15 protein-coding genes are annotated in these 18,772 nt (G+C 67.0%); 6 read left to right on the plus strand and 9 right to left on the minus strand.

What is annotated here, in order from left to right:
- Positions 1–24 precede the first annotated feature (24 nt).
- Positions 25–240, minus strand: coding sequence for a ribbon-helix-helix domain-containing protein (locus tag ACCD06_RS11395; protein WP_109073084.1), 216 nt, complete (start codon positions 238–240; stop codon positions 25–27).
- Positions 241–331: 91 nt separating this feature from the next.
- Positions 332–1,723, minus strand: coding sequence for a class II fumarate hydratase (gene fumC, locus ACCD06_RS11400; protein WP_413340717.1), 1,392 nt, complete (start codon positions 1,721–1,723; stop codon positions 332–334).
- Between the two features lie 316 nt (positions 1,724–2,039).
- Here fumC and ACCD06_RS11405 point away from each other — a divergent pair, with 316 nt between their 5' ends.
- A complete protein-coding gene (locus tag ACCD06_RS11405) occupies positions 2,040–2,288 on the plus strand; it encodes a hypothetical protein (protein ID WP_109073082.1) in 249 nt (82 codons plus the stop codon).
- Between the two features lie 360 nt (positions 2,289–2,648).
- Positions 2,649–2,864 carry a hypothetical protein gene (locus tag ACCD06_RS11410; protein WP_109073081.1) on the plus strand — a complete coding sequence of 72 codons (216 nt, stop codon included), beginning with the start codon at positions 2,649–2,651 and terminating at the stop codon, positions 2,862–2,864.
- A 10-nt stretch (positions 2,865–2,874) separates the two neighbouring features.
- Here ACCD06_RS11410 and ACCD06_RS11415 read toward each other — a convergent pair whose 3' ends face one another.
- The gene (locus ACCD06_RS11415) at positions 2,875–3,372 is read right to left on the minus strand and encodes a GNAT family N-acetyltransferase (protein ID WP_109073080.1); all 498 of its coding nucleotides are present in this window, start codon (positions 3,370–3,372) and stop codon (positions 2,875–2,877) included.
- Positions 3,373–3,465: 93 nt separating this feature from the next.
- Positions 3,466–4,533 (minus strand): glycosyltransferase, encoded by a 1,068-nt coding sequence (locus ACCD06_RS11420; protein WP_109073079.1) that lies wholly within the window; start codon positions 4,531–4,533, stop codon positions 3,466–3,468.
- A 377-nt stretch (positions 4,534–4,910) separates the two neighbouring features.
- Between ACCD06_RS11420 and ACCD06_RS11425 the strand changes: the two genes are divergently transcribed.
- Positions 4,911–6,182 carry a lytic murein transglycosylase gene (locus ACCD06_RS11425; protein ID WP_413340720.1) on the plus strand — a complete coding sequence of 424 codons (1,272 nt, stop codon included), beginning with the start codon at positions 4,911–4,913 and terminating at the stop codon, positions 6,180–6,182.
- A 23-nt stretch (positions 6,183–6,205) separates the two neighbouring features.
- On the opposite strand, the gene ACCD06_RS11430 is transcribed toward ACCD06_RS11425, so the two are convergent.
- Positions 6,206–6,766, minus strand: a complete 561-nt coding sequence (locus ACCD06_RS11430; protein ID WP_413340722.1) for a hypothetical protein — start codon at positions 6,764–6,766, stop codon at positions 6,206–6,208.
- 378 nt (positions 6,767–7,144) lie between these two features.
- Here ACCD06_RS11430 and ACCD06_RS11435 point away from each other — a divergent pair, with 378 nt between their 5' ends.
- Both ACCD06_RS11435 and ACCD06_RS11440 read left to right on the plus strand, forming a co-directional pair.
- Complete coding sequence (locus ACCD06_RS11435) at positions 7,145–8,212, plus strand: response regulator (protein ID WP_413340724.1); 1,068 nt, start codon at positions 7,145–7,147, stop codon at positions 8,210–8,212.
- 258 nt (positions 8,213–8,470) lie between these two features.
- Positions 8,471–11,974 (plus strand): indolepyruvate ferredoxin oxidoreductase family protein, encoded by a 3,504-nt coding sequence (locus ACCD06_RS11440; protein WP_413340726.1) that lies wholly within the window; start codon positions 8,471–8,473, stop codon positions 11,972–11,974.
- 186 nt (positions 11,975–12,160) lie between these two features.
- Here ACCD06_RS11440 and ACCD06_RS11445 read toward each other — a convergent pair whose 3' ends face one another.
- From ACCD06_RS11445 to ACCD06_RS11460, 4 genes are all read right to left on the minus strand, one after another.
- Entirely contained in the window at positions 12,161–13,105 is a 945-nt protein-coding gene (locus ACCD06_RS11445) for an IS110 family transposase (protein WP_413339775.1), read from the minus strand.
- 263 nt (positions 13,106–13,368) lie between these two features.
- Positions 13,369–15,420: an ELWxxDGT repeat protein gene (locus ACCD06_RS11450; RefSeq protein ID WP_413340728.1), complete on the minus strand. Its 2,052-nt coding sequence runs from the start codon at positions 15,418–15,420 to the stop codon at positions 13,369–13,371.
- A gap of 180 nt (positions 15,421–15,600) precedes the next feature.
- Positions 15,601–15,813 carry a hypothetical protein gene (locus tag ACCD06_RS11455; RefSeq protein WP_413340730.1) on the minus strand — a complete coding sequence of 71 codons (213 nt, stop codon included), beginning with the start codon at positions 15,811–15,813 and terminating at the stop codon, positions 15,601–15,603.
- A gap of 169 nt (positions 15,814–15,982) precedes the next feature.
- Complete coding sequence (locus tag ACCD06_RS11460) at positions 15,983–17,845, minus strand: PAS-domain containing protein (protein WP_413340732.1); 1,863 nt, start codon at positions 17,843–17,845, stop codon at positions 15,983–15,985.
- Positions 17,846–18,236: 391 nt separating this feature from the next.
- Between ACCD06_RS11460 and ACCD06_RS11465 the strand changes: the two genes are divergently transcribed.
- Positions 18,237–18,701, plus strand: coding sequence for a hypothetical protein (locus tag ACCD06_RS11465; RefSeq protein ID WP_109073072.1), 465 nt, complete (start codon positions 18,237–18,239; stop codon positions 18,699–18,701).
- Positions 18,702–18,772: the final 71 nt, after the last annotated feature.

Here is an 18,772-nt window from a genome sequence, read left to right on the forward strand (position 1 = left end):
TTGTGGCTGTCCGAGAGGACTCCGTCACCGTTCTCCCGCTTCGCGCCCCTGCACCGCCTTCAGGACATGAACGCGGATGGCGCTGGAGAGATTGCCGGTGCGGGTCTGGTCGATCTCCTCGATCAGGGCGTTCACCGACAGGCTGCGGGACTGAGCAACCGATTTCAGGGCGTCCCAGAACTCCTCCTCAAGGGAGACGCTGGTGGGGTGGCCGGCGATCAGGACCGAACGCTTCTTCATGGTCACGCACGCATCGCAAGTGGGGGATGGGGGTGGTCAGAGGAAGGCCGGAACGGCCGGGAACGACGACACCCCCACCCTAACCCCAAGCTTAACCGGGACCAACCATCCGTTCGGGGCGAACCCATTGATCGAATTGTTCATCCGTCAGGAGTCCGAGTTCACGCCCGGCCTCCTTTAGGCTTGTCCCTTCCTTGTGGGCTTTCTTGGCGATCTTCGCCGCATTGTCATAGCCGATGTGGGGATTGAGCGCCGTCACCAGCATCAGGCTGTCCGACACCAGTTTGGCGATGCGGTCGCGGTTGGCCTCGATTCCCACCACGCAATTGTCGGTGAAGCTGTTCGCGGCGTCGGCCAGCAGACGGATCGACTGCATAACGTTGAAGGCGATCACCGGCTTGAACACGTTCAGTTCGAAATGGCCGGTGGCGCCGGCGATGGTCACGGTGGTGTGGTTGCCCATCACCTGGGCACAGACCATCGTCATCGCCTCCGACTGGGTCGGGTTGACCTTGCCGGGCATGATCGAGGAGCCGGGCTCGTTCTCCGGCAGCGACAGCTCGCCGATGCCCGACCGCGGGCCGGAGCCCAGGAGGCGGATGTCGTTGGCGATCTTCATCAGCGACACCGCCAGCGTGTTCAGATGGCCATGCACGTCGACCAGCGAATCATGGGTCGCCAGCGCCTCGAACTTGTTTTCCGCGGTGACGAAGGGAAGGCCGGTGAAGGCGGCCACCTCCTCGGCGAAGGCTTCGGCAAAACCGGGCTTGGCGTTCAGGCCGGTGCCGACCGCCGTGCCGCCCTGGGCCAGCCGGTAGAGCTGCGGCAGCGCGCCCTTCACCCGGGCGATGCCGTAGGAGATCTGAGCGGCATAGCCGGAGAACTCCTGCCCCAGCGTCAGGGGCGTGGCGTCCTGCAGATGGGTGCGGCCGATCTTGACGATGTCCTGGAAGACATCGGCCTTGGCGTCCAGCGCCGTGCGCAGATGCTCCAACGCCGGGATCAGGCTGCGCACGATCTCGTCGGCCGCGGCGATGTGCATGGCGGTGGGGAAACTGTCGTTGGACGACTGCCCCATGTTGACGTGGTCGTTGGGATGGATCGGCGTCTTCGACCCCATGGCTCCGCCCAGCTTCTCGATGGCGCGGTTGGCGATCACCTCGTTGGCGTTCATGTTGGACTGGGTGCCGGAACCGGTTTGCCAGACCACCAGCGGAAAATGGTCGGCCAGCCGGCCGTCGATCACCTCGTCCGCCGCCTCCATGATCGCGGCGCCGAGCTTGGGGTCGAGCACGCCCAGCTTCAGGTTGGCGGCGGCGGCGGCGCGCTTCTGGATGCCCAGCGCGCGCACCAGCGGCACCGGCATGCGCTCTCCGCCGATGCGGAAGTTCTGGAGCGAGCGCTGGGTCTGGGCGCCCCAGTAACGGTCGGCCGGAACGTCTATGGGGCCGAAGCTGTCGGTTTCGGTGCGGACACCGGTCATGGTCGGACCTTTCCTGATCGCCGCTTTTGGTCACGGATGGGGCGGGTTGCAAATGCTCCCGCCCCGCCTGATCTTTGCGGTGAAGGTGCGGACGGCAAGGGGCGGTCTGAAGTGGCAGTTTGAGAGCGTTTCGGGGCGGACCAAGCGGGAGCTTGGGCGACTCGGCAGGAATCCTCACTTCACCCCCGAATTTGTTCTTGTTGCGTTCGCAGTTCTTCCGTACCCTTTTCCGAGTGACCGGTTGAACCGCCGCAAGTCCGGCGGTCATCGACGGATTTTGGCGACAGCATTGGGCGACAGCGACAGGGGGAACAGAATGGACGATCTGGCACACGACCATATCCGCGCCTTCATTGCCCGGACGCGCGTTTCGGAGATGAAGAGCCGCGGTTGGCGCGTTCTCGGCCCCGGCGAGGAAGGCTCCGTCCTGATGGAAGGCCCGATGGTGGCCGGGCGGGCGGCGTCACTGGAAGCGCCCATCGGCGGGATTTTCGACGATCTGGTCGCCCGCGCCCTGGAGCGTGCCGACGCCCGCGATCGCGTGAACGCCCGCCGCGCCGCCTAACGATATTTCGAGTGTCAGCATTTTCAGGGGGTTGCGGTTGCCCAATCGGGTTGTTGGGACTGCACCCTTTGGTAGAGACCCCCTCCAATTTTCTCGGGCGGTCTGAGCAACCGGACATAGCGGTGCGTGTTGTCATAGAGCATGCTACCCGCCGGGCATCCGACGGTGATCGAGTGCAGCAGGTCTCAAAACGCCGCCATAGGCGTTTGGATTAATTCTTTCGGGCGGTTGCTGCGACGCGACCATAGATCGGAAGTACCCCCGAAGATGTGACCTGCCGCATATTCCTGTTAGGAAGTCCTTAACTGGCTCGATGGCCTAATTAAGTCATCGGGAACGCTCAGGCCAAGGGAGATTTACATGATCGGCGCCGTCAACACCAAGAAGATCAACGCGTCTTCCGCGGCTCATATCGCGCTTCTCGATCAGTTTATTCGGCTGACCCAAGACACCATCGTGGAGCAAGACGACGCTTTTGTTCGCGACAGTCTGGTCGATCTCTTGGCCAACCTGCGCAACGAACGTGCCGATTATGCCGAGATCATCGGCGCGTCCGCGTTGAACCGCGCCGCCTGATCGCAGCGCGTTACTCTTCCTTGGCACCGGCTTCCGCAGCAAGGGTGGACAGGGCGTCCCCGGTCAGCCGGTACGGGAGCCATTCCTTCATCTGGCGGAAGCCGACCCGGTCGTAGAATCCACGCGCCGGGTTCCAATCCAGGACACTCAAGTCGACCCGACGGTAGCCGCGCTCCACCGCGCGTTGCGCCACCGCGGCCAGAAGCTTGCGGCCGACGCCATAGCGTCGGGCGTCCGGCGTGACGTAGAGGTCCTCGACATACAGGCCCGGCCGCCCCTCCCAGGTGGAGAAATTGCGGAAGGTCAGGACGAAGCCGACCGGCGCGCCATCCAACTCGGCGATCAGCGCCTCGAACACCGGCTGCGGCCCCCAGCCGTCGCGGCGGAAATCCTCCTCGGTCGCCTTGACCGCATCGGATTCGCGCTCGAACTCCGCCAGTTCGCGGACGAAACGCAGGATGGTGGCGCAATCCTCCTCGACGGCGGGGCGGATGGTGACGGTCGGCATCGGCGGGTGGCTCCCTGAATTGGCACAAACGAAACGGGGAGCGGACCATAGCCCGCTCCCCGCTCTTGCGCACTCCCGTTGAGCATGACGCCGTCAGTCGTCGCCGCCGCCCTTCAGGTCGAGAATGCCGCGCAGTTCCTGCACGCGTCGTTCAGCGCTGTGTTCGGCCAGCACCCGCTTGCGCGCCCGGCGGCCAAGGTCGGTCAGGTGGTTGCGCGGCAGCATCATCGCGGTGGTGACGTCGTCGGTCTGGGCGGCCACCAGAATCTCGCGCCCGGGCTCAAAGAAACTGTCCAGCCCCTCCCACTGGTCAGCGACGATGGCGGAGCCGCAGGCGGCGGCGAGGAACAGCCGGTCGGACGGGCACCAGCCGATCTTGCGCTCGTCGTCGCGGGCCAGCGTCAGCGCCAGACTGGCCGAAGCCAGCACGTCGGCATGCTGCGCCGGGTCGAGATCGGGGAAGGTCAGGATGTTGGAGGCGCGCGGCACGCCGTCCGGCAGATCGGCGCCGACCAGCACGAAGCGACGGCGGGTCAGCCGCTGGGCGGGGTTGATGAAGAAGTTGTCCAGCCCTTCGCGGATGCCGTCCGGCCCGCCGACGATGCAGCAGAGGTCGCCCAGATACTCCCGCTTGAAGTCGCCGGGCTTGTCCACCTCCGGCACGATCCAGGGATAGAGCGGGACCACCGATTCCGCCCCGGCCTTGGCGCGGTAGCGGTCCAGCGCCGGCCCGCCGCAGGAGGCGAGCACCATGTCGAAGCCGCCCAGCCCGTCGGCCGGCAGATGGGCCACGCTCTCCCCCGCCTCCAGCGCGGTCAGGCTGACCGCCGCTTCGGGATCGTAGAGCACACGGCGCGGTGCCTTGGAGTGGCGGACGAGGTCGGCGGCAAGGCGGGCGTCCGGCCCCTGTGCCACCACCAGCGCCACCCCGGCATCGTCGGCCTGCGCCGCCGCCTCCACCGCGACATCGTCCCAGGCGCCGTAGGACAGCACGTCGCCGCCGGGGATCGTCCAGGGCGTCGGCGCATCCGGGCCGCTGCGTTCGACCGCGACGACGCGATGGCCGCGGATCGCCAGCGCCTGGATCAGCGCACGCCAGCGCGATCTGTGCCCGCCATCATGGCGATACCCGTTGGTCAAGCCGAAGATCACGATTTTCATGGCGACGGCACCCTTGGCATTCCGTGACAGAAGGCGGCCTCTTCGTCGAAGCGGCACCCGATCGTTGCGCGTTCCGGATCGATGTGCCTCCAGATCAACGCAATAGAGGAAGGCGGTGTTCCGGATTTCGCTCCCGTCCCGTCTTCCTTGTCGGGAACCGGTCTTTCCGGGATCGGCACCGAAAGGCGGAGACCCGCCGGACGGGAATTGCGAAAGCGATGCGCTGGATTTTGATATGGACCGGTCCGCCGGCCCTGCAAGCGTGTCGCCCCCGCAATCGGGGGTTCCACCCCGGAGGTATCCATTTGTCGGTTGAGCCTTGCGGCCGGGAGCCTTAGGGTCACGCCCCGGTTCCCCCTCCGATCACGGTCGAGCGCATGCGAGTCCCGTTCCGTCATCCCGCCCGCCTCCTTCTCGCCACCCTGCTGATGGCCGGCTGCCAGAGCACCGGCGCCACCGCCCCGGTCGTCTCCGGCCCCCCGACGGCTGCCGCCATCCCAGCCCCGGCGGCAGCGGCGCAGCAGTCCGTCTCCTTCACCGAATGGCTGGCGGCGCTGCGTGCCGAGGCGCTGAGCCAGGGCATCCGTCCGCAGACCTTCGACCGCGCCTTCCAGCGGGTGAAGCTGTCCGACCGTGTGGTGGAGCTGGACTCGGCCCAGCCCGAGTTCACCCGGCAAGTGTGGCAGTATTTGGACAGCGCCGTGAATGAAAAGCGCGTCCAGGACGGCCGGCAGAAGCTGCAGGAGCATGCGGCGTTGCTTTCCCGCATCACCCGCCGCACCGGCGTGCCGGGGGAGGTCCTGGTCGCCTTCTGGGGGGTGGAGTCCGATTTCGGAAAATCCACCGGCAACTTCTCGGTCATCGACGCGCTGACGACGCTGGCCTTCGAGGGTCGCCGCGCCGCCTATTTCCGCTCGGAACTGCTGGCGGCCCTGCGCATCCTCGAGTCCGGCGACATCCCGCCGGAACGGATGAGCGGTTCCTGGGCCGGGGCCATGGGCCAGACCCAGTTCATGCCGACCGTCTTCCTGCGCAACGCGGTGGACGAGGACGGCGACGGACATCGCGACATCTGGGGCAGCATGCCCGACGTCCTGGCCTCCACCGCCAAGTTCGTGCTCGCCAACGGTTGGCGGCCGGGCGAGACCTGGGGGCAGGAGGTGCGGCTGCCCGACGGCTTCGCCTACGATCAGGCCGAGCTGAGCATCACCAAGCCGCTGTCGGAATGGCGGCGGCTGGGCGTGCGTCCGCTGGACGGCAGCGAGCTTGACGGCGACGGGTCCGCGGCGATCCTGGTGCTGGCCGGGCATCGCGGACCGGCCTTCCTGGTGCGCGACAATTTCCGCGCGATCATGCGCTACAACCCGTCGACCAGCTATTCGCTGGCCGTCGCATTGCTGGCCGACCGCATGACCGGCAAGCCCGGCGTCCGCGGCAGCTGGCCGCGCGAGGAACAGGCACTGAGCCGCGACGAGCGCATCGACCTGCAGCAGCGGCTGGCGGCGCTGGGCATGGAACCGGGCGCAGCCGACGGCATCGTCGGGGCGAACACGCGCAACGCGGTGCGTCGGTTCCAGGCGTCGGTCGGGGAGATCCCTGACGGATTTGCCACAAAGGCGCTGCTGGAGCGGTTGCGGCAGCGGTCGTAAGGGGGCGGCGTCGGGGGGGCGGTCTAACGCATCGGCGCAGACTTCCCCTCCCCCACCATTCCGCCGCGCAGCAGCCCCCAGGCGCCCGCCAGCAGAACCGCCGCCACGCCGGCGCCAGCCAGCGCATCCGGCGCGCCGTCGAACAGAAGCCAGCTCGCCGCCAGACCGACCAGCCCGGCGGCAAGCGGCAGCACGTCCTTGCGCGAGCACAGCCAGATCGCCCGCAGGGTCAGCGTGCCGCGCCGGTTGGCGAACAGCAGGGTTGCGGTCGCCACCGTCACGCCGATGGCCAGCAGCAGGGCAAGGCTGGCGAGCGGCACGTCGGGAATGGTCATGCCGGCGATGCTGCGCCCGGCAGTCACCACCAGCGCCACGGCGGCAACCGCCAGCGCCACACCCTGCAGCATGGACAGCCGGGCGCGCAGGTCGGGCCGCCGCCCCGTACCGACCAGGGTCACCGCATGGCCGGCGGCGTGGTTCAGCACCAGCAGCGCCGCCGCCCACAGCGACACCGCCTGCGTCGCGTTGGCGGCGGTGAGCAGCAGGGCGCCGAGCAGCCCGTTCACCACCATCGCCATCCGCATCGTGTGCTTCAGGTCGTCCGATCCACCGGACGGACGGGAAGACCCACCGCCGCAGGTACCGCCGCCACAGGATCCGCCACCGCAACCGCCGTCCATCGCATCGCCCTTTCCCATAGGAGAATGGTGGGAATCATAGGATCGCGCCGACGGCGCGTCCACTGCCATCAGGATCTTCTGATATGCGCCGCGTCCATGGCTGCGCATCGAAAGGGGTGGTGCCGCAGGCCGGCTACCCTTTCGAACGGCGGAGGGGATAACCCGGCCCACCCAACGGTGCATCGGGCGTCTCATTGGTCGCTCACCCGTCCCCTTCCCATGAAAAGGAGCGGGGCGAGGCGGATATGGGGACAGACACAGCCGCATCATCGGAACCACTCCATGACGAAGCGCCCCGCCTCCCCCGTCAAGATCCTGATTGTCGACGACAATCCGCTGCTGCAGCGGGCGTTGAAGGACATGCTGGGGCTTTGGGGTGTCGGCCAGATCACCGCGGTCGCCAACGGGCAGGAGGCCAAGGACGCGCTGCGGCGCGAGGTGTTCGACCTGATGGTGACCGACTGGGTGATGGAGCCGGTGGGCGGCGCGCAGCTGATCCAGTGGATTCGCCAGTCGCCGGGCAGCCTGCGGCCCAACATGCCGATCATCGTGCTGACCGCCAACGCCGATCTCGCCACCGTGCGCAGCGCCTGGGATGCCGGCGCCGACAGCGTGCTGGCCAAGCCGGTGCCGGCCGCCACGCTGGCCCGGCGCATCGACGCGGTGCTGAACCGCCGCGACGGCACGCCGCGCACAGCCACCGGGGGCACGACCACCGGCGGGACGACGGGTGGTGCGGAGCCCCGCAGCGAAAGCCGCCCTGACTCCGCACCCCCGGTCGACCAGGGCGGCATCTCCCCCGCCGGCCTGCCCTCCCCCCGGCCGACGGCTCCGCGTCCGGTCGTCAGCGGCGCGGCGCAACTGCCGCCTCCCATGCCGCCGGCGGCCGTCCCCGCATCTGCGACGCCGCCGGACCGCAGTGCCGCCACCATGCGCAGCGACGATCCGAAGCGGGTGCGGCTGCTGCTGGCGCTTGACAAGCTGGAGGCGGCCATCGACCGGCCGGACCCGATCGGCAGCCGGCTGCGCCATTCCCTGTCCGACCTGCAGATCGCCACCGCCGGCGATTCCGCCGCGTCCTCCATCGTCGCGTCGCTGTCCACCTGCGTCACCTGGGTGGAGCCGGACGTCGAAGGCTATATCGACGCCCTGCAGGCCCATGCCGCAGCCTTGCGCTGGCTGGTGGGGTCGGACGGCAGCACCCAGTCGATGGCGGTGGCGCTGTGCCTGATCCGCACGCTGCGCGCCAGCGTCCGCACGCTGGCCGCCCGCGGCCACACCGACTTCGGTGGCTGGCCGGAGAACGGCAGCCCGACCCCTCCGGGCAAATCCCCCCTCACCGGCCGCTGAGTCCGTTCCCATATCGCTTGGACAGGCTCCGGGCGAGAAGGGAGCGGAGCAGGAATTTCCGCAATGAAGGGCATTCCATACGCTCCGTTACGGAAGACCGCCGGTTGCCGGCCGATCCTTGCTTTTTGCGATCCGGCCGGCCGCAGGCGTTGCGATATAAGACAGCCTTCATTACCTTTTTGCCCAGCGAACAAATCGGCGTCCCAGCACTCCGCACCGGAGTTTGCCAGGCTGCCGACCGATGGGAGGAAATGAAGAATGGCGCTCGCAACTGTCTCGCTCGAAGACAAGTACGCGCTCGAAGAGGGGCGTGTGTACCTCACCGGCACCCAGGCGCTGGTGCGCCTGCCGATGATGCAGCGCCAGCGCGATCTCGCCGCCGGGCTGAACACCGGCTGCTTCATTTCCGGCTATCGCGGCTCGCCGTTGGGCGGTTTCGACCAGAATCTGTGGAACGCCCGCAAGTTCCTGGAAAAGAACCACATCCAGTTCCAGCCCGGCGTGAACGAGGAGCTGGGCGCCACCGCCGTCTGGGGCAGCCAGCAGGTCGGCATGTTCAAGGGCGCCAAGTATGACGGCGTCTTCGCCATGTGGTACGGCAAGGGCCCCGGCGTCGACCGCTCCGGCGACGTGTTCAAGCATGCCAACGCGGCGGGTACGTCGAAGAATGGCGGCGTGCTGGTGCTGACCGGCGACGACCACAACTGCAAATCCTCCACCTTCCCGCACCAGTCCGAACACGCCTACATGCACGCCATGATCCCGGTGCTGAACCCTTCGGGGGTGCAGGAGATCCTGGATTACGGCCTGATCGGCTGGCAGATGAGCCGCTTTTCCGGCTGCTGGATCGCCATGAAGACGATCGCGGAGACGGTGGACACCTCGGCGTCGGTCTACATCGACCCGCACCGCGTGTCCCCCGTCATCCCCACCGACTTCGCGATGCCGCCGGGCGGCCTGAACATCCGCTGGCCCGACCCGCCGCTGGAGCAGGAATACCGGCTGATGAAGCACAAGCTGTACGCCGCCCTGGCGTTCGCGCGTGCCAACAAGCTGGACCGCGTGGTGATGGAAAGCCCGCGTCCACGGTTCGGTATCGTCACCACCGGCAAGAGCTATCTCGACGTCCGTCAGGCCTTTGACGAGTTGGGCATCACCGAAGAGATGGCCGCCGATTGGGGCATCACCGTCTACAAGGTCGGCATGCCCTGGCCGCTGGAGCGTGACGGCGTGCGCCATTTCGCCGAGGGTCTGGAAGAGATCGTCGTCGTCGAGGAGAAGCGCGCGGTCATCGAGAACCAGCTTAAGGAACAGCTCTACAACTGGAACCCCGACGTCCGCCCGAAGGTGGTCGGCAAGTTCGACGAGGAGGGCGAGTGGATCCTGCCGAGCGCCGGCGAGCTGACGCCCGCCCAGATCGCCGTGGTGATCGGCCGCCGCCTGCAGCGCTTCATCGACAACGAGAACCTCGTCCGCCGCATCGCCTTCCTCGACGCGCAGGAGAAGCAGAAGGCCCATGTCGCCCGCGTGGTGCGCAAGCCGACCTTCTGCTCCGGCTGCCCGCATAACACCTCCACCGTCGTGCCGGAAGGCAGCCGGGCGCTGGGCGGCATCGGTTGCCATTACATGGCGACGTGGCTGGACCGCTCCACCGACACCTTCACCCAGATGGGCGGCGAAGGCGTGCCGTGGGTCGGTCAGGCCGCCTTCACCGACGAAAAGCACATCTTCGCCAATCTGGGCGACGGCACCTATTTCCACTCCGGCATCCTGGCGATCCGTCAGGCCATCGCCGCCAAGGTGAACATCACCTACAAGATCCTGTTCAACGACGCGGTCGCCATGACCGGCGGCCAGCCCTTCGACGGCACGCTGACCGTGCAGTCGATCGCCAACGTCCTGCGGGCCGAGGGCGTCCAGCGCATCACCGTCGTTTCCGACGAGCCGGAGAAGTACGGGATCAACAGCGGCCTGCCGCAATACGCCAACGTCGAGCATCGCGACGACCTCGACCGCGTGCAGAAGGAAATGCGCGAGGTCCCCGGCGTCAGCGTCCTGATCTATGACCAGACCTGCGCCACCGAGAAGCGCCGCCGCCGCAAGCGCGGCAAGATGGTCGATCCGGCCAAGCGCGTGGTCATCAACGAGCTGGTCTGCGAAGGCTGCGGCGACTGCTCCGCCAAGTCGTCCTGCGTGTCGGTGATCCCGCAGGAGACCGAGTTCGGCCGCAAGCGCCAGATCGACCAGTCCAGCTGCAACAAGGACTATTCCTGCACCAAGGGCTTCTGCCCCAGCTTCGTGACGGTGGAAGGCGGGCAGTTGCGCAAGCCGAAGCCGGCCGCCGCGAAGTCGGCCGACGCCACCCCCCTGCCCACCCCCGCCATCCCGGCCTTCGACAAGACCTGGAGCCTGTACGTCACCGGCGTCGGCGGCACCGGCGTCGTCACCATCGGCGCGCTGCTGGGCATGGCGGCCCACATCGAGGGCAAGGGTGTCGGCGTGCTCGACATGACAGGCCTCGCCCAGAAGGGCGGCGCGGTGACCAGCCACATCCGCATCGCCAACACACCGGAGGACATCCACTCCGTCCGTATCGCCGCCGGCGGGGCCGATGCGGTGCTGGGCTGCGACCTGATCGTCGCGGCGGCGGGCGACGGCCTGTCGAAGATGACCGCCGGCCGCACCCGCGCCGTCATCAACACCCATGACAGCATCACCGCGGACTTCATCAAGAAGCCGGACATGGTGATCCCGGTGCGCGATCTGGTCGGCGACATCCGCAAGGCCTGCGGCGGCGACGCCAATGTCGATGCCTTCGACGCGACGAAGCTGGCCACCGCGCTGTTGGGCGACAGCATCTACGCCAACCCGTTCCTGATGGGCTATGCGTGGCAGAAGGGGCTGATCCCGCTGACCGAGGAATCGATCCTGAAGGCGATCGAACTGAACGGCGTGTCGGTGAAGCTGAACCTCGACGCCTTCCAGTGGGGCCGCCGCGCCGCCGTCGATCTGGCGTCGGTTGAGGCCGCCGCGAAGCCGCAGGAGCCGGTGCAGGTTGCCCCGTCGCTGCTGCTCGACCAGCGCCGCCAGTCCGGCAGCCTGGAGGAGGTGATCGACCGCCGTCACCGCTTCCTGGTCGATTACCAGGACGCCGCCTATGCCGCCCGCTATCACGCGCTGATCGACTGGACTCGCCGGACGGAGCAGCAGAAGGTCCCCGGCTCCACCGCTCTGACCGAGGCGGTCGCCCGCGCCCACTTCAAGCTGATGGCCTACAAGGACGAGTATGAGGTGGCGCGCCTCTACACCGACAGCGGCTTCGTCGAGAATGTGCAGCGCATGTTCGAAGGCGACTGGAAGCTGACCTTCCACATGGCTCCGCCGGTGATGGGCGAGACCGACGAGGAGGGCGGCGAGCCGAAGAAGAAGACCTTCGGCCCGTGGATGCTGCACGCCCTGCGCCTGCTGGCCAAGGGCAAGCGCCTGCGCGGCACCCGGCTGGATCCGTTCGGCCGCACCGCCGAGCGCCGCCAGGAACGCCAGCTGATCGCCGATTACGAGGCGGTGGTGGGCGAGCTGCTGAACGGCCTGACCCGCGAGAAGCTGGCCCTGGCGGTGGAGATCGCCTCGCTGCCGATGGAGATGCGTGGCTATGGCCCGGTGAAGGCCCGCAACGTTGCGGCGGCGAAGGCGAAGGAAGCCAAGCTGCTGGAGACGTTCCGCGCCCCGGTCGCCGCGCCGCAGCCGCTGGCGGCGGAGTGAGGCGGTTCGGGTGGTTCAGTGAGCAACCGTCTTAATGACGAAACGTGCTTGAACCGGATGTGCTCCGCGTCAAGGCTCGCGCGGACGCGCGCCCGCCCTTCGGGCGGCTGCGGCCTTGACCCGTCCGCGCACCCGGTTCATTGGGTTTGGCATGGGGTCGGCGGCGAGCGCCGACCGCCGGCATCGTCAGGCGGTTTTGATCTCCCAGGTCCGTCCCTTTGCGAGCATAGCGTTGAGGCGGACGATCAGCTTGTGCATGCAGGCGACGAGAGCCAACTTCGGCGGCTTTCCGCGCTTGGTCAGTTGGGCATAGTGGTCGGCGATCACGCCGGTGGTATGGAGGGCTGCGACGGCGGCGGCCATGTAGAGGATTCGCCGAACATCGGGGCGGCCGCCACCGATACGACGGCGGCCATGCGCTTGCCCGCTGTCATGATCGAAGGGCGCAACGCCGACCAGGGCGGCGACCTTCCGACCGGTCGTGTGGCCCAGTTCCGGGAGCAAAGCGGCGAGGCCGATCGCCACCACCGGTCCGACCCCGGGAGCAGTCTGGAGCGCAGCCACGGTTTCAGCCATCACCGGCACGGTGGCGAGCGTGCGCTCGATCGCGGCTTCCAGCGTGGTCAGCGCCTCGGTCAAAGCGTCAATGGCCTCTTCCAGCGCCGCTTTGGCTGCTGCCGGAGCGGAGATCAAGGCGCGGCGCAGATCGCCTCGCTTGTCGACGAGCAGACGACGCGCCTTTACCAAGCCGGCCAATTCCTCGCGGGTCGGATCCACCGGCGTGGCGGTCGACGCAGCCCCGGAGGCGGTGAAGGCCGCGATCAGGGCGGCGTCGATGGTATCGTTCTTGGCCCGCCGCCCCATGGCTTTTGCATAAAAACGCACGCGTGCCGGATCAAACACCCGCACCGACAAGCTCGCCGCGCGCAACGCATCACGGACCGGCCGCTCGTAGCCGCCGCTGGCCTCGATGCCGACATCCGTGATCCCTCGATGAGCCAACCACGCCGCCAGTTCCTGATGCCCAGAAGGCGTGTTGGCGACTTGGATCGTGTCACCGGTGGCGGAAACCGCCACATCCAAAAAGCGCTTGCCGCAGTCAATACCAGCGGCCATCTCGATGGTGGACATCCTTGCTGTTCCTTCCTTGTGGTGCGGGCTCGAGCCCAAGCAACCGTTCGGACTTCAAGGAAGGGCTGACCGCCTCCGAGCTCAGTCACGGCCTGTCCGCCAAGGTGATTGCGGGGTCGGTCAGCCCAGACGGCCCGCCAATGGGGGGCCGTCTGGGCATCAATTTAGGACTTTCCCACGACACAAGGTGATTTGAAGCAAAGGCGCCCTCCCCGGTGATGCTGGGGAGGGCGCCTTCTTTTGCGGCACTGCTCCGGAAGCTTCTACACCGCCACTACGGTCGGCCCGCCCAGGGGCAGCCCGTAGGAGCCGGCAAGCCGGGTTACTTCGCCGCTGCCGGTGTCGAGGCGGAACATGGCGTCGACCTGCGACTGGTCCTTGGCGCTGAAATAGAGGTCGCCGCCCACCGCACTGAGGTTGGTGACGGAGGACCAGATATCGTCACCGCCGGCATCGACGACCTTGCGGGTGTCCCAGCTGTGGCCGCCGCTCTGCCACAGCGTGGTGGTGGTGCCGTCATCCGCGGCGAAAAACATCGTATCGCCGACGGCGGTGAGGTCGAACGGCCGGCTGCTGTTCGGTCCGGGATTGAGGTCGCCAAGGAACCTCCCTTCCGAACCACTGTCGTCGGTCGCCATTACTTCGTAACCGGTATGGGGATCGTAATTGACGTAGTACATCGTATCGCCGGCGGCAGTGAATTGCTGAGGCCTGGCGTAGATGTCGGGGTAATTGTGCCGGACCTCCCGGGTTCCTGCCACCGTCCCGTCACTGGTCCAGAGATTGACGTCGTCGTTGAAGTAAAGCTGCTTGCCGACCGCCCCGATGTCGAGGTCGAGGCCGAACTGCGGCAGGTCGGTCAGGTCGCCGCGCAGCTTGGTCGTTCCTGTCTCCGTCCCGTCCGTTACCCATAGCTGGGTGAAGCCGTCGGTGCCGTCCCAGGCGGTCAGATACAGCCGGTCGCCCGCCGCGGTCAGGTGTGACGGCTGGATGATCACCATCACCGGCGGGTCCTGGTTCCCTGGCAGGAAGTCCTTGACCATCACCGTGCCGGCCGTCGTCCCGTCGGTCTTCCACAGGGCGGCGCCATGTTCCGCATCTTCGGCGGAGAAATAGACGTTGTCGCCGAGTTGGGTGAAGTCGCCGGGGTTGGAGCGTGTCGGACCTGCATAGATGTCCTTCAGCAGATGGGTGCCGGCCGCCGTGCCGTCACTCACCCACAGCTCGGTGCCGTGCACGCCGTCATCCGCCTGGAACAGCACACGGTCGCCGAAGGCGGTCATCGCCAGCGGGTTCGATCCGCCGCTGCCCACCACGATGTCGGACACCATGCGGGTACCGGCCGTCGTGCCATCACTCACCCACAGCTCGCGGCCATGGACGCCGTCATCGGCGGAGAAGAAGACTCGTCCGCCGGCGCTCACCGGCCCGATGATGCCGGAGTCGGCGGTACCGGAGGCAATGTCGCGCAGCAGGAAAGCGTTGGTGCCGTCGCTTCCCCACAGCTCACTGCCATGCTGCGCGTCGCTGGCCACGAACACGGCGGTTGCCTTGGCCGGCACATCGCTGCCGAGCAGAAAATTCTCAGCGGTCAACATGTTGCGGGTGACGCCCATCAGCTTGACGCTGTCGGTCGGCCCGAAGGTCAGCACCAGCCCGTCGGCGTCCTGGTGCGCTCCGGCCAGCAGCTTCTCTAAACCGCCAATGCCGGTCCAGCCGCGCAGGTCCAGCACGTCGCCGCCGCTTCCGGCTTTGAAGTCGCCGATGCAGTCCCAACCATCGCCGGGATTGAGGACGAAGCGGTCGCGGCCGGCGCCGCCTTTCATGTAGTCGTTGCCGCCATTGCCGGTGATGGTGTCGTCACCCGCGCCGCCGAACAGCAGGTCACGCGCGGCACCGCCCGCGATCTGCCGCCCGGCGACGTCGGCAAACAGCACATTGTCGGCGGTCAGCATACCGGCGGTTACGCCCATCAGCTTGACCGAATCAGTCGCGCTGAACTCAAGGACGAGGCCATCGCTGTCCTGGTGGGACGAGGCAAGGAGTTTGGAAAGTCCGCCGGTCACCTTCCAGTTGCCGAGGTCCAGCACGTCGCCGCCGCGTCCGGCCCGGAAATCACCGATGCAGTCCCAACCATCGCCGGGACTGAGGACGAAGCGGTCGCGGCCCGCTCCGCCCTCCATGTAGTCGTTGCCACCGTTGCCGGTGATTGTGTCGTCACCTGCCCCGCCGAACAGCAGGTCGCGGCCGCTTCCTCCCGTCAGGGTCCGTCCGGACGGTGAGAGGCCATTTTCACTTGCAGATACCCCTCCCATGACCATGCCTTCCTTGTGGGTTGCCGAAGCATGGCCAATGTCCGATGATTGCTGGACCGGAGGTAGTGCGCGTCGGGCAATCTCCAATTGCACCGGCCGCCGCATCCGGCCGGGAAGAAACGCTCACGCGCTGAGTACCTCTCGCTTTCTTGAAGTTTGAACCTGTCCAGTCCGCGTGGATCAGGTCCGCTTGGATCCGGCGGTCATCTTCCAAATTGCGACGAAGAACAGCGCGGTGCCGAGAAGGGCGGCGTAGAGGATGATGCTCAGGTGGAAGATGAAGCCGATCGGCAGGATCAGCAGCATCAACGCCGCAGCCAACAGCCCTAGCAGGAAGATGCCGGGGTTGAAGTGCTCATAGATCGGGGCGTTCAGGTCGGTGTGGGTCGCCATGGTATGTGCTCCATTCCGGTGCCGCGATGCGCGGCTTTGATGGGTAATATGAGCACAGTCTAATGAGTCAATGATCGGGCGGCATTGCGAATTCGCAAGGGTTTGGCAGTTCCTGTTGATTTGCATTGACGGCACAGGTGGACATCTCCGCACGCCGCCAACATCTGCCCTACCCCACCGGAAACCGCAGCACGAAGCGCGTTCCCTTTCCCTCGCCGTCCTCCAGCGCGATGCTGCCTCGCATGGTGCCGGTCATGATGTTGGCGCAGATGCTGAGGCCCAGGCCGCTGGCGCCCAGGCCGCGCTTGGTCGTGAAGAAGGGGTCGAAGATGCGGGAGCGGATGTCGGCGGGAATGCCCTTGCCGTCGTCGGCGTAATGCATTTCGATCCAGCCGGCCGGCTGCTCGCGGGCGGACAATAGGATGCGGCCAGGCTCGCCCTCGTCAAAGGCGTGGACCAGGGCGTTGATGATCAGGTTCGACAGCACCTGCGCGAAGGAGCCGGGATAGCCGTCGACGATCAGGCCGGCGGGAATGTCCAGTTCCACCGTCACGCGGGTGCGGCGCAGGCGCGGGCGCAGGCTCAGCAGCACTTCGTCGACATAGGCGGCGAGGTCAAAGGCGCGGCGCTCGCCGCTGGCCTGGTCGGAGGCGACCTGCTTGAAACTCTGGATCAGGCCGGTGGCGCGCTCCACGTTCGACAGGATCATCCGCGTCGATTCCCACGCGATGTCCAGGAAGTCCCGGAAGTCGCTGCGGCGGATGCGGTTCTCCTCGAACAGGGTGCGGATGCGGCCGACCTCCTCCGCCAGATGGGAGATGGCGGTCAGGGTGACGCCGATGGGGGTGTTCACCTCATGCGCCACGCCGGCGACCAGCTGGGCCAGCGAGGACAGCTTCTCCGCCTGGATCAGGCTGGCCTGGGCGTCGCGCAGTTCGGCCTCCGCCCGCTTTCTCGCGGTGATGTCGAGCGCCACGGTAACGATGTGGGTGACCTCGCCGTCATCGTCGGTCAGCGGCATCTTGGTGGTCAGCCAGTCGCGCATCGCGCCATCGCCGTCGGGGGCGCGGTCCTCGTGGAAGGGGACGCCCTGGCCGCTGTCCACCACCAGCCGGTCGAGAGCGGTGGCGCGGTCGGTGGAGGGGCCGGGCGGCGGAGCGGCGGCGGGGCCGTAGGTCTCGCGGTAGTAACGGTTGGTCAGGCGCACCGTGCCGTCGCGGTCCTTCACGTCGATCAGGGCCGGGATGGCATCGATCACCCCGGTCAGGATCTCGCGGCCCTGACGCAACGCCTCGTCGGCGATCAGGCGGTCGGTGATGTCGGTGAAGGTCCGCACCTGCCCGCCGTCCGGCAGCGGCACCACCCGCACCTCGATGAACCGGCCGTCGCCCTGGGGCCGGGCATAGACGAACTCGCGCTCCGGCCGGCCGATACGGTCCATCAGATAGACGGTCTTGGCGTCGAGGTCGTCGCCGAAATCGGGGGCGCCGGACGGCAATCCGACGATGCCGTTGGCGATCTGGTGCCGCACCACGTCGGGCAGCGCCGGGTTGGCGCGCATCAACTCCTCGCCAACGCCCAAGATGTCCAGCGCGTTGCTGTTCCAGGCGATGTAGTGCAGGTCGCGGTCGAGCAGGACGATGCCCTGCCCCATATTCTCCAGTGTCAGGCGCAGCAGATGGCGCTGGGTGGCAAGCTCGTCCTCCGCCCGCCGACGCTCGGTCACGTCGGAATAGGTGCGGAGGAATCCGCCGCCGGAGGTCGGACGGGTCCGCACCTCCAGCACCCGGCCATTGGGGCGGCGGTGCTCGTACAGGGGCGGATCGCCGCGGCGCGCACGATCCAGATTGTGGGCGGCAATGGCTTCGGGGTCGCCGGGACCGTATTCGCCGCGGTGGGCGAGGTAATGGACGATGCGGGCATAGTCGGCGCCGGGCATGTAGCCGCGCGGCACCTCGAACATCTCGTAAAGCCGGCCGTTGATGACGCGCACCGTCAGGTCGGCATCGACCAGCATCACGCCTTGGTCCATCTGCTCCAAAGCCAACACGGCGAGATCGTCGCCGGTTGCGGGCTCCGGCCCAGGTCCGTCACCCGGAAGAGGACGGGTCGCCAGATATTCAGGACTCTGGGGAAGGTCGGGAATCTGGGCCGGCAAGGTCTGGGTGCCATCCGTCGTTTCGCTGGTCCGCTATCGAACGGGCTACTGTAACAGCCCCATTCCCTCCTGCCGAGTTCTCCTCTGCGCCATGGAGTCGCAATACGGAGACATTTGTGAGGCATTTTAAGTATTTCGGAACCTTTGCCACACTACCCTGTTTCGAATCGCAGGTGGTTTGTGCAAGATCGCCGGATGAGCAATACTGCGTCGGCGCTGCTGCGCTTCTCCCGTGTTCCATCGGCTGTTTTGAGGTAACCGCCCCTTGTCCGGACTGGCCGCCCTTCCCGCACCGACCGGCACGTCGCCCAACGCGGGCCTCGCGAAGCTGCGTCAGATGCTGGCGAGCGACGCCGCGGCGGTGCAACCAATCCGCCGCATCCCGGGCGAAGAGGAACGCAAGCGCGGCAAGGACGGCACCGAGGCGACCGGCGACGCCCTGCAGAGCAGCGGGCGCGCCGATGCCGACTCGACGGCGACACGGGCGAAATCGTCGGCCGGTTCGGCCGGCGGATTTGCCATCGGCGGTGCGGATGAGAACGCCGGACCGGTCAATGGCGGGCCGGTGCCGCTGAACGCTCTTCCCAATGCCGGCTATGTCGCGCAAAGCATCCATCAGGAAGCCATGGGCAGCGGCCTGACCATCGAACCCTGGTCGGAGGCCATCGACGCCTACCGCCGCGCCGATGCCGGGGTGAACACGCCGATGGTCACGCAGATCGCGGTGTAAGGTTCCGGACGGTTGCCCCCGGCTATGGCATTCATACACTTCCAGACATAGCTAAGTCTCTGGAAGCAAGG

The sequence above is a fragment of the Azospirillum sp. CT11-132 genome (genome assembly GCF_047302835.1).
Classification (GTDB): Bacteria; Pseudomonadota; Alphaproteobacteria; order Azospirillales; family Azospirillaceae; genus Azospirillum.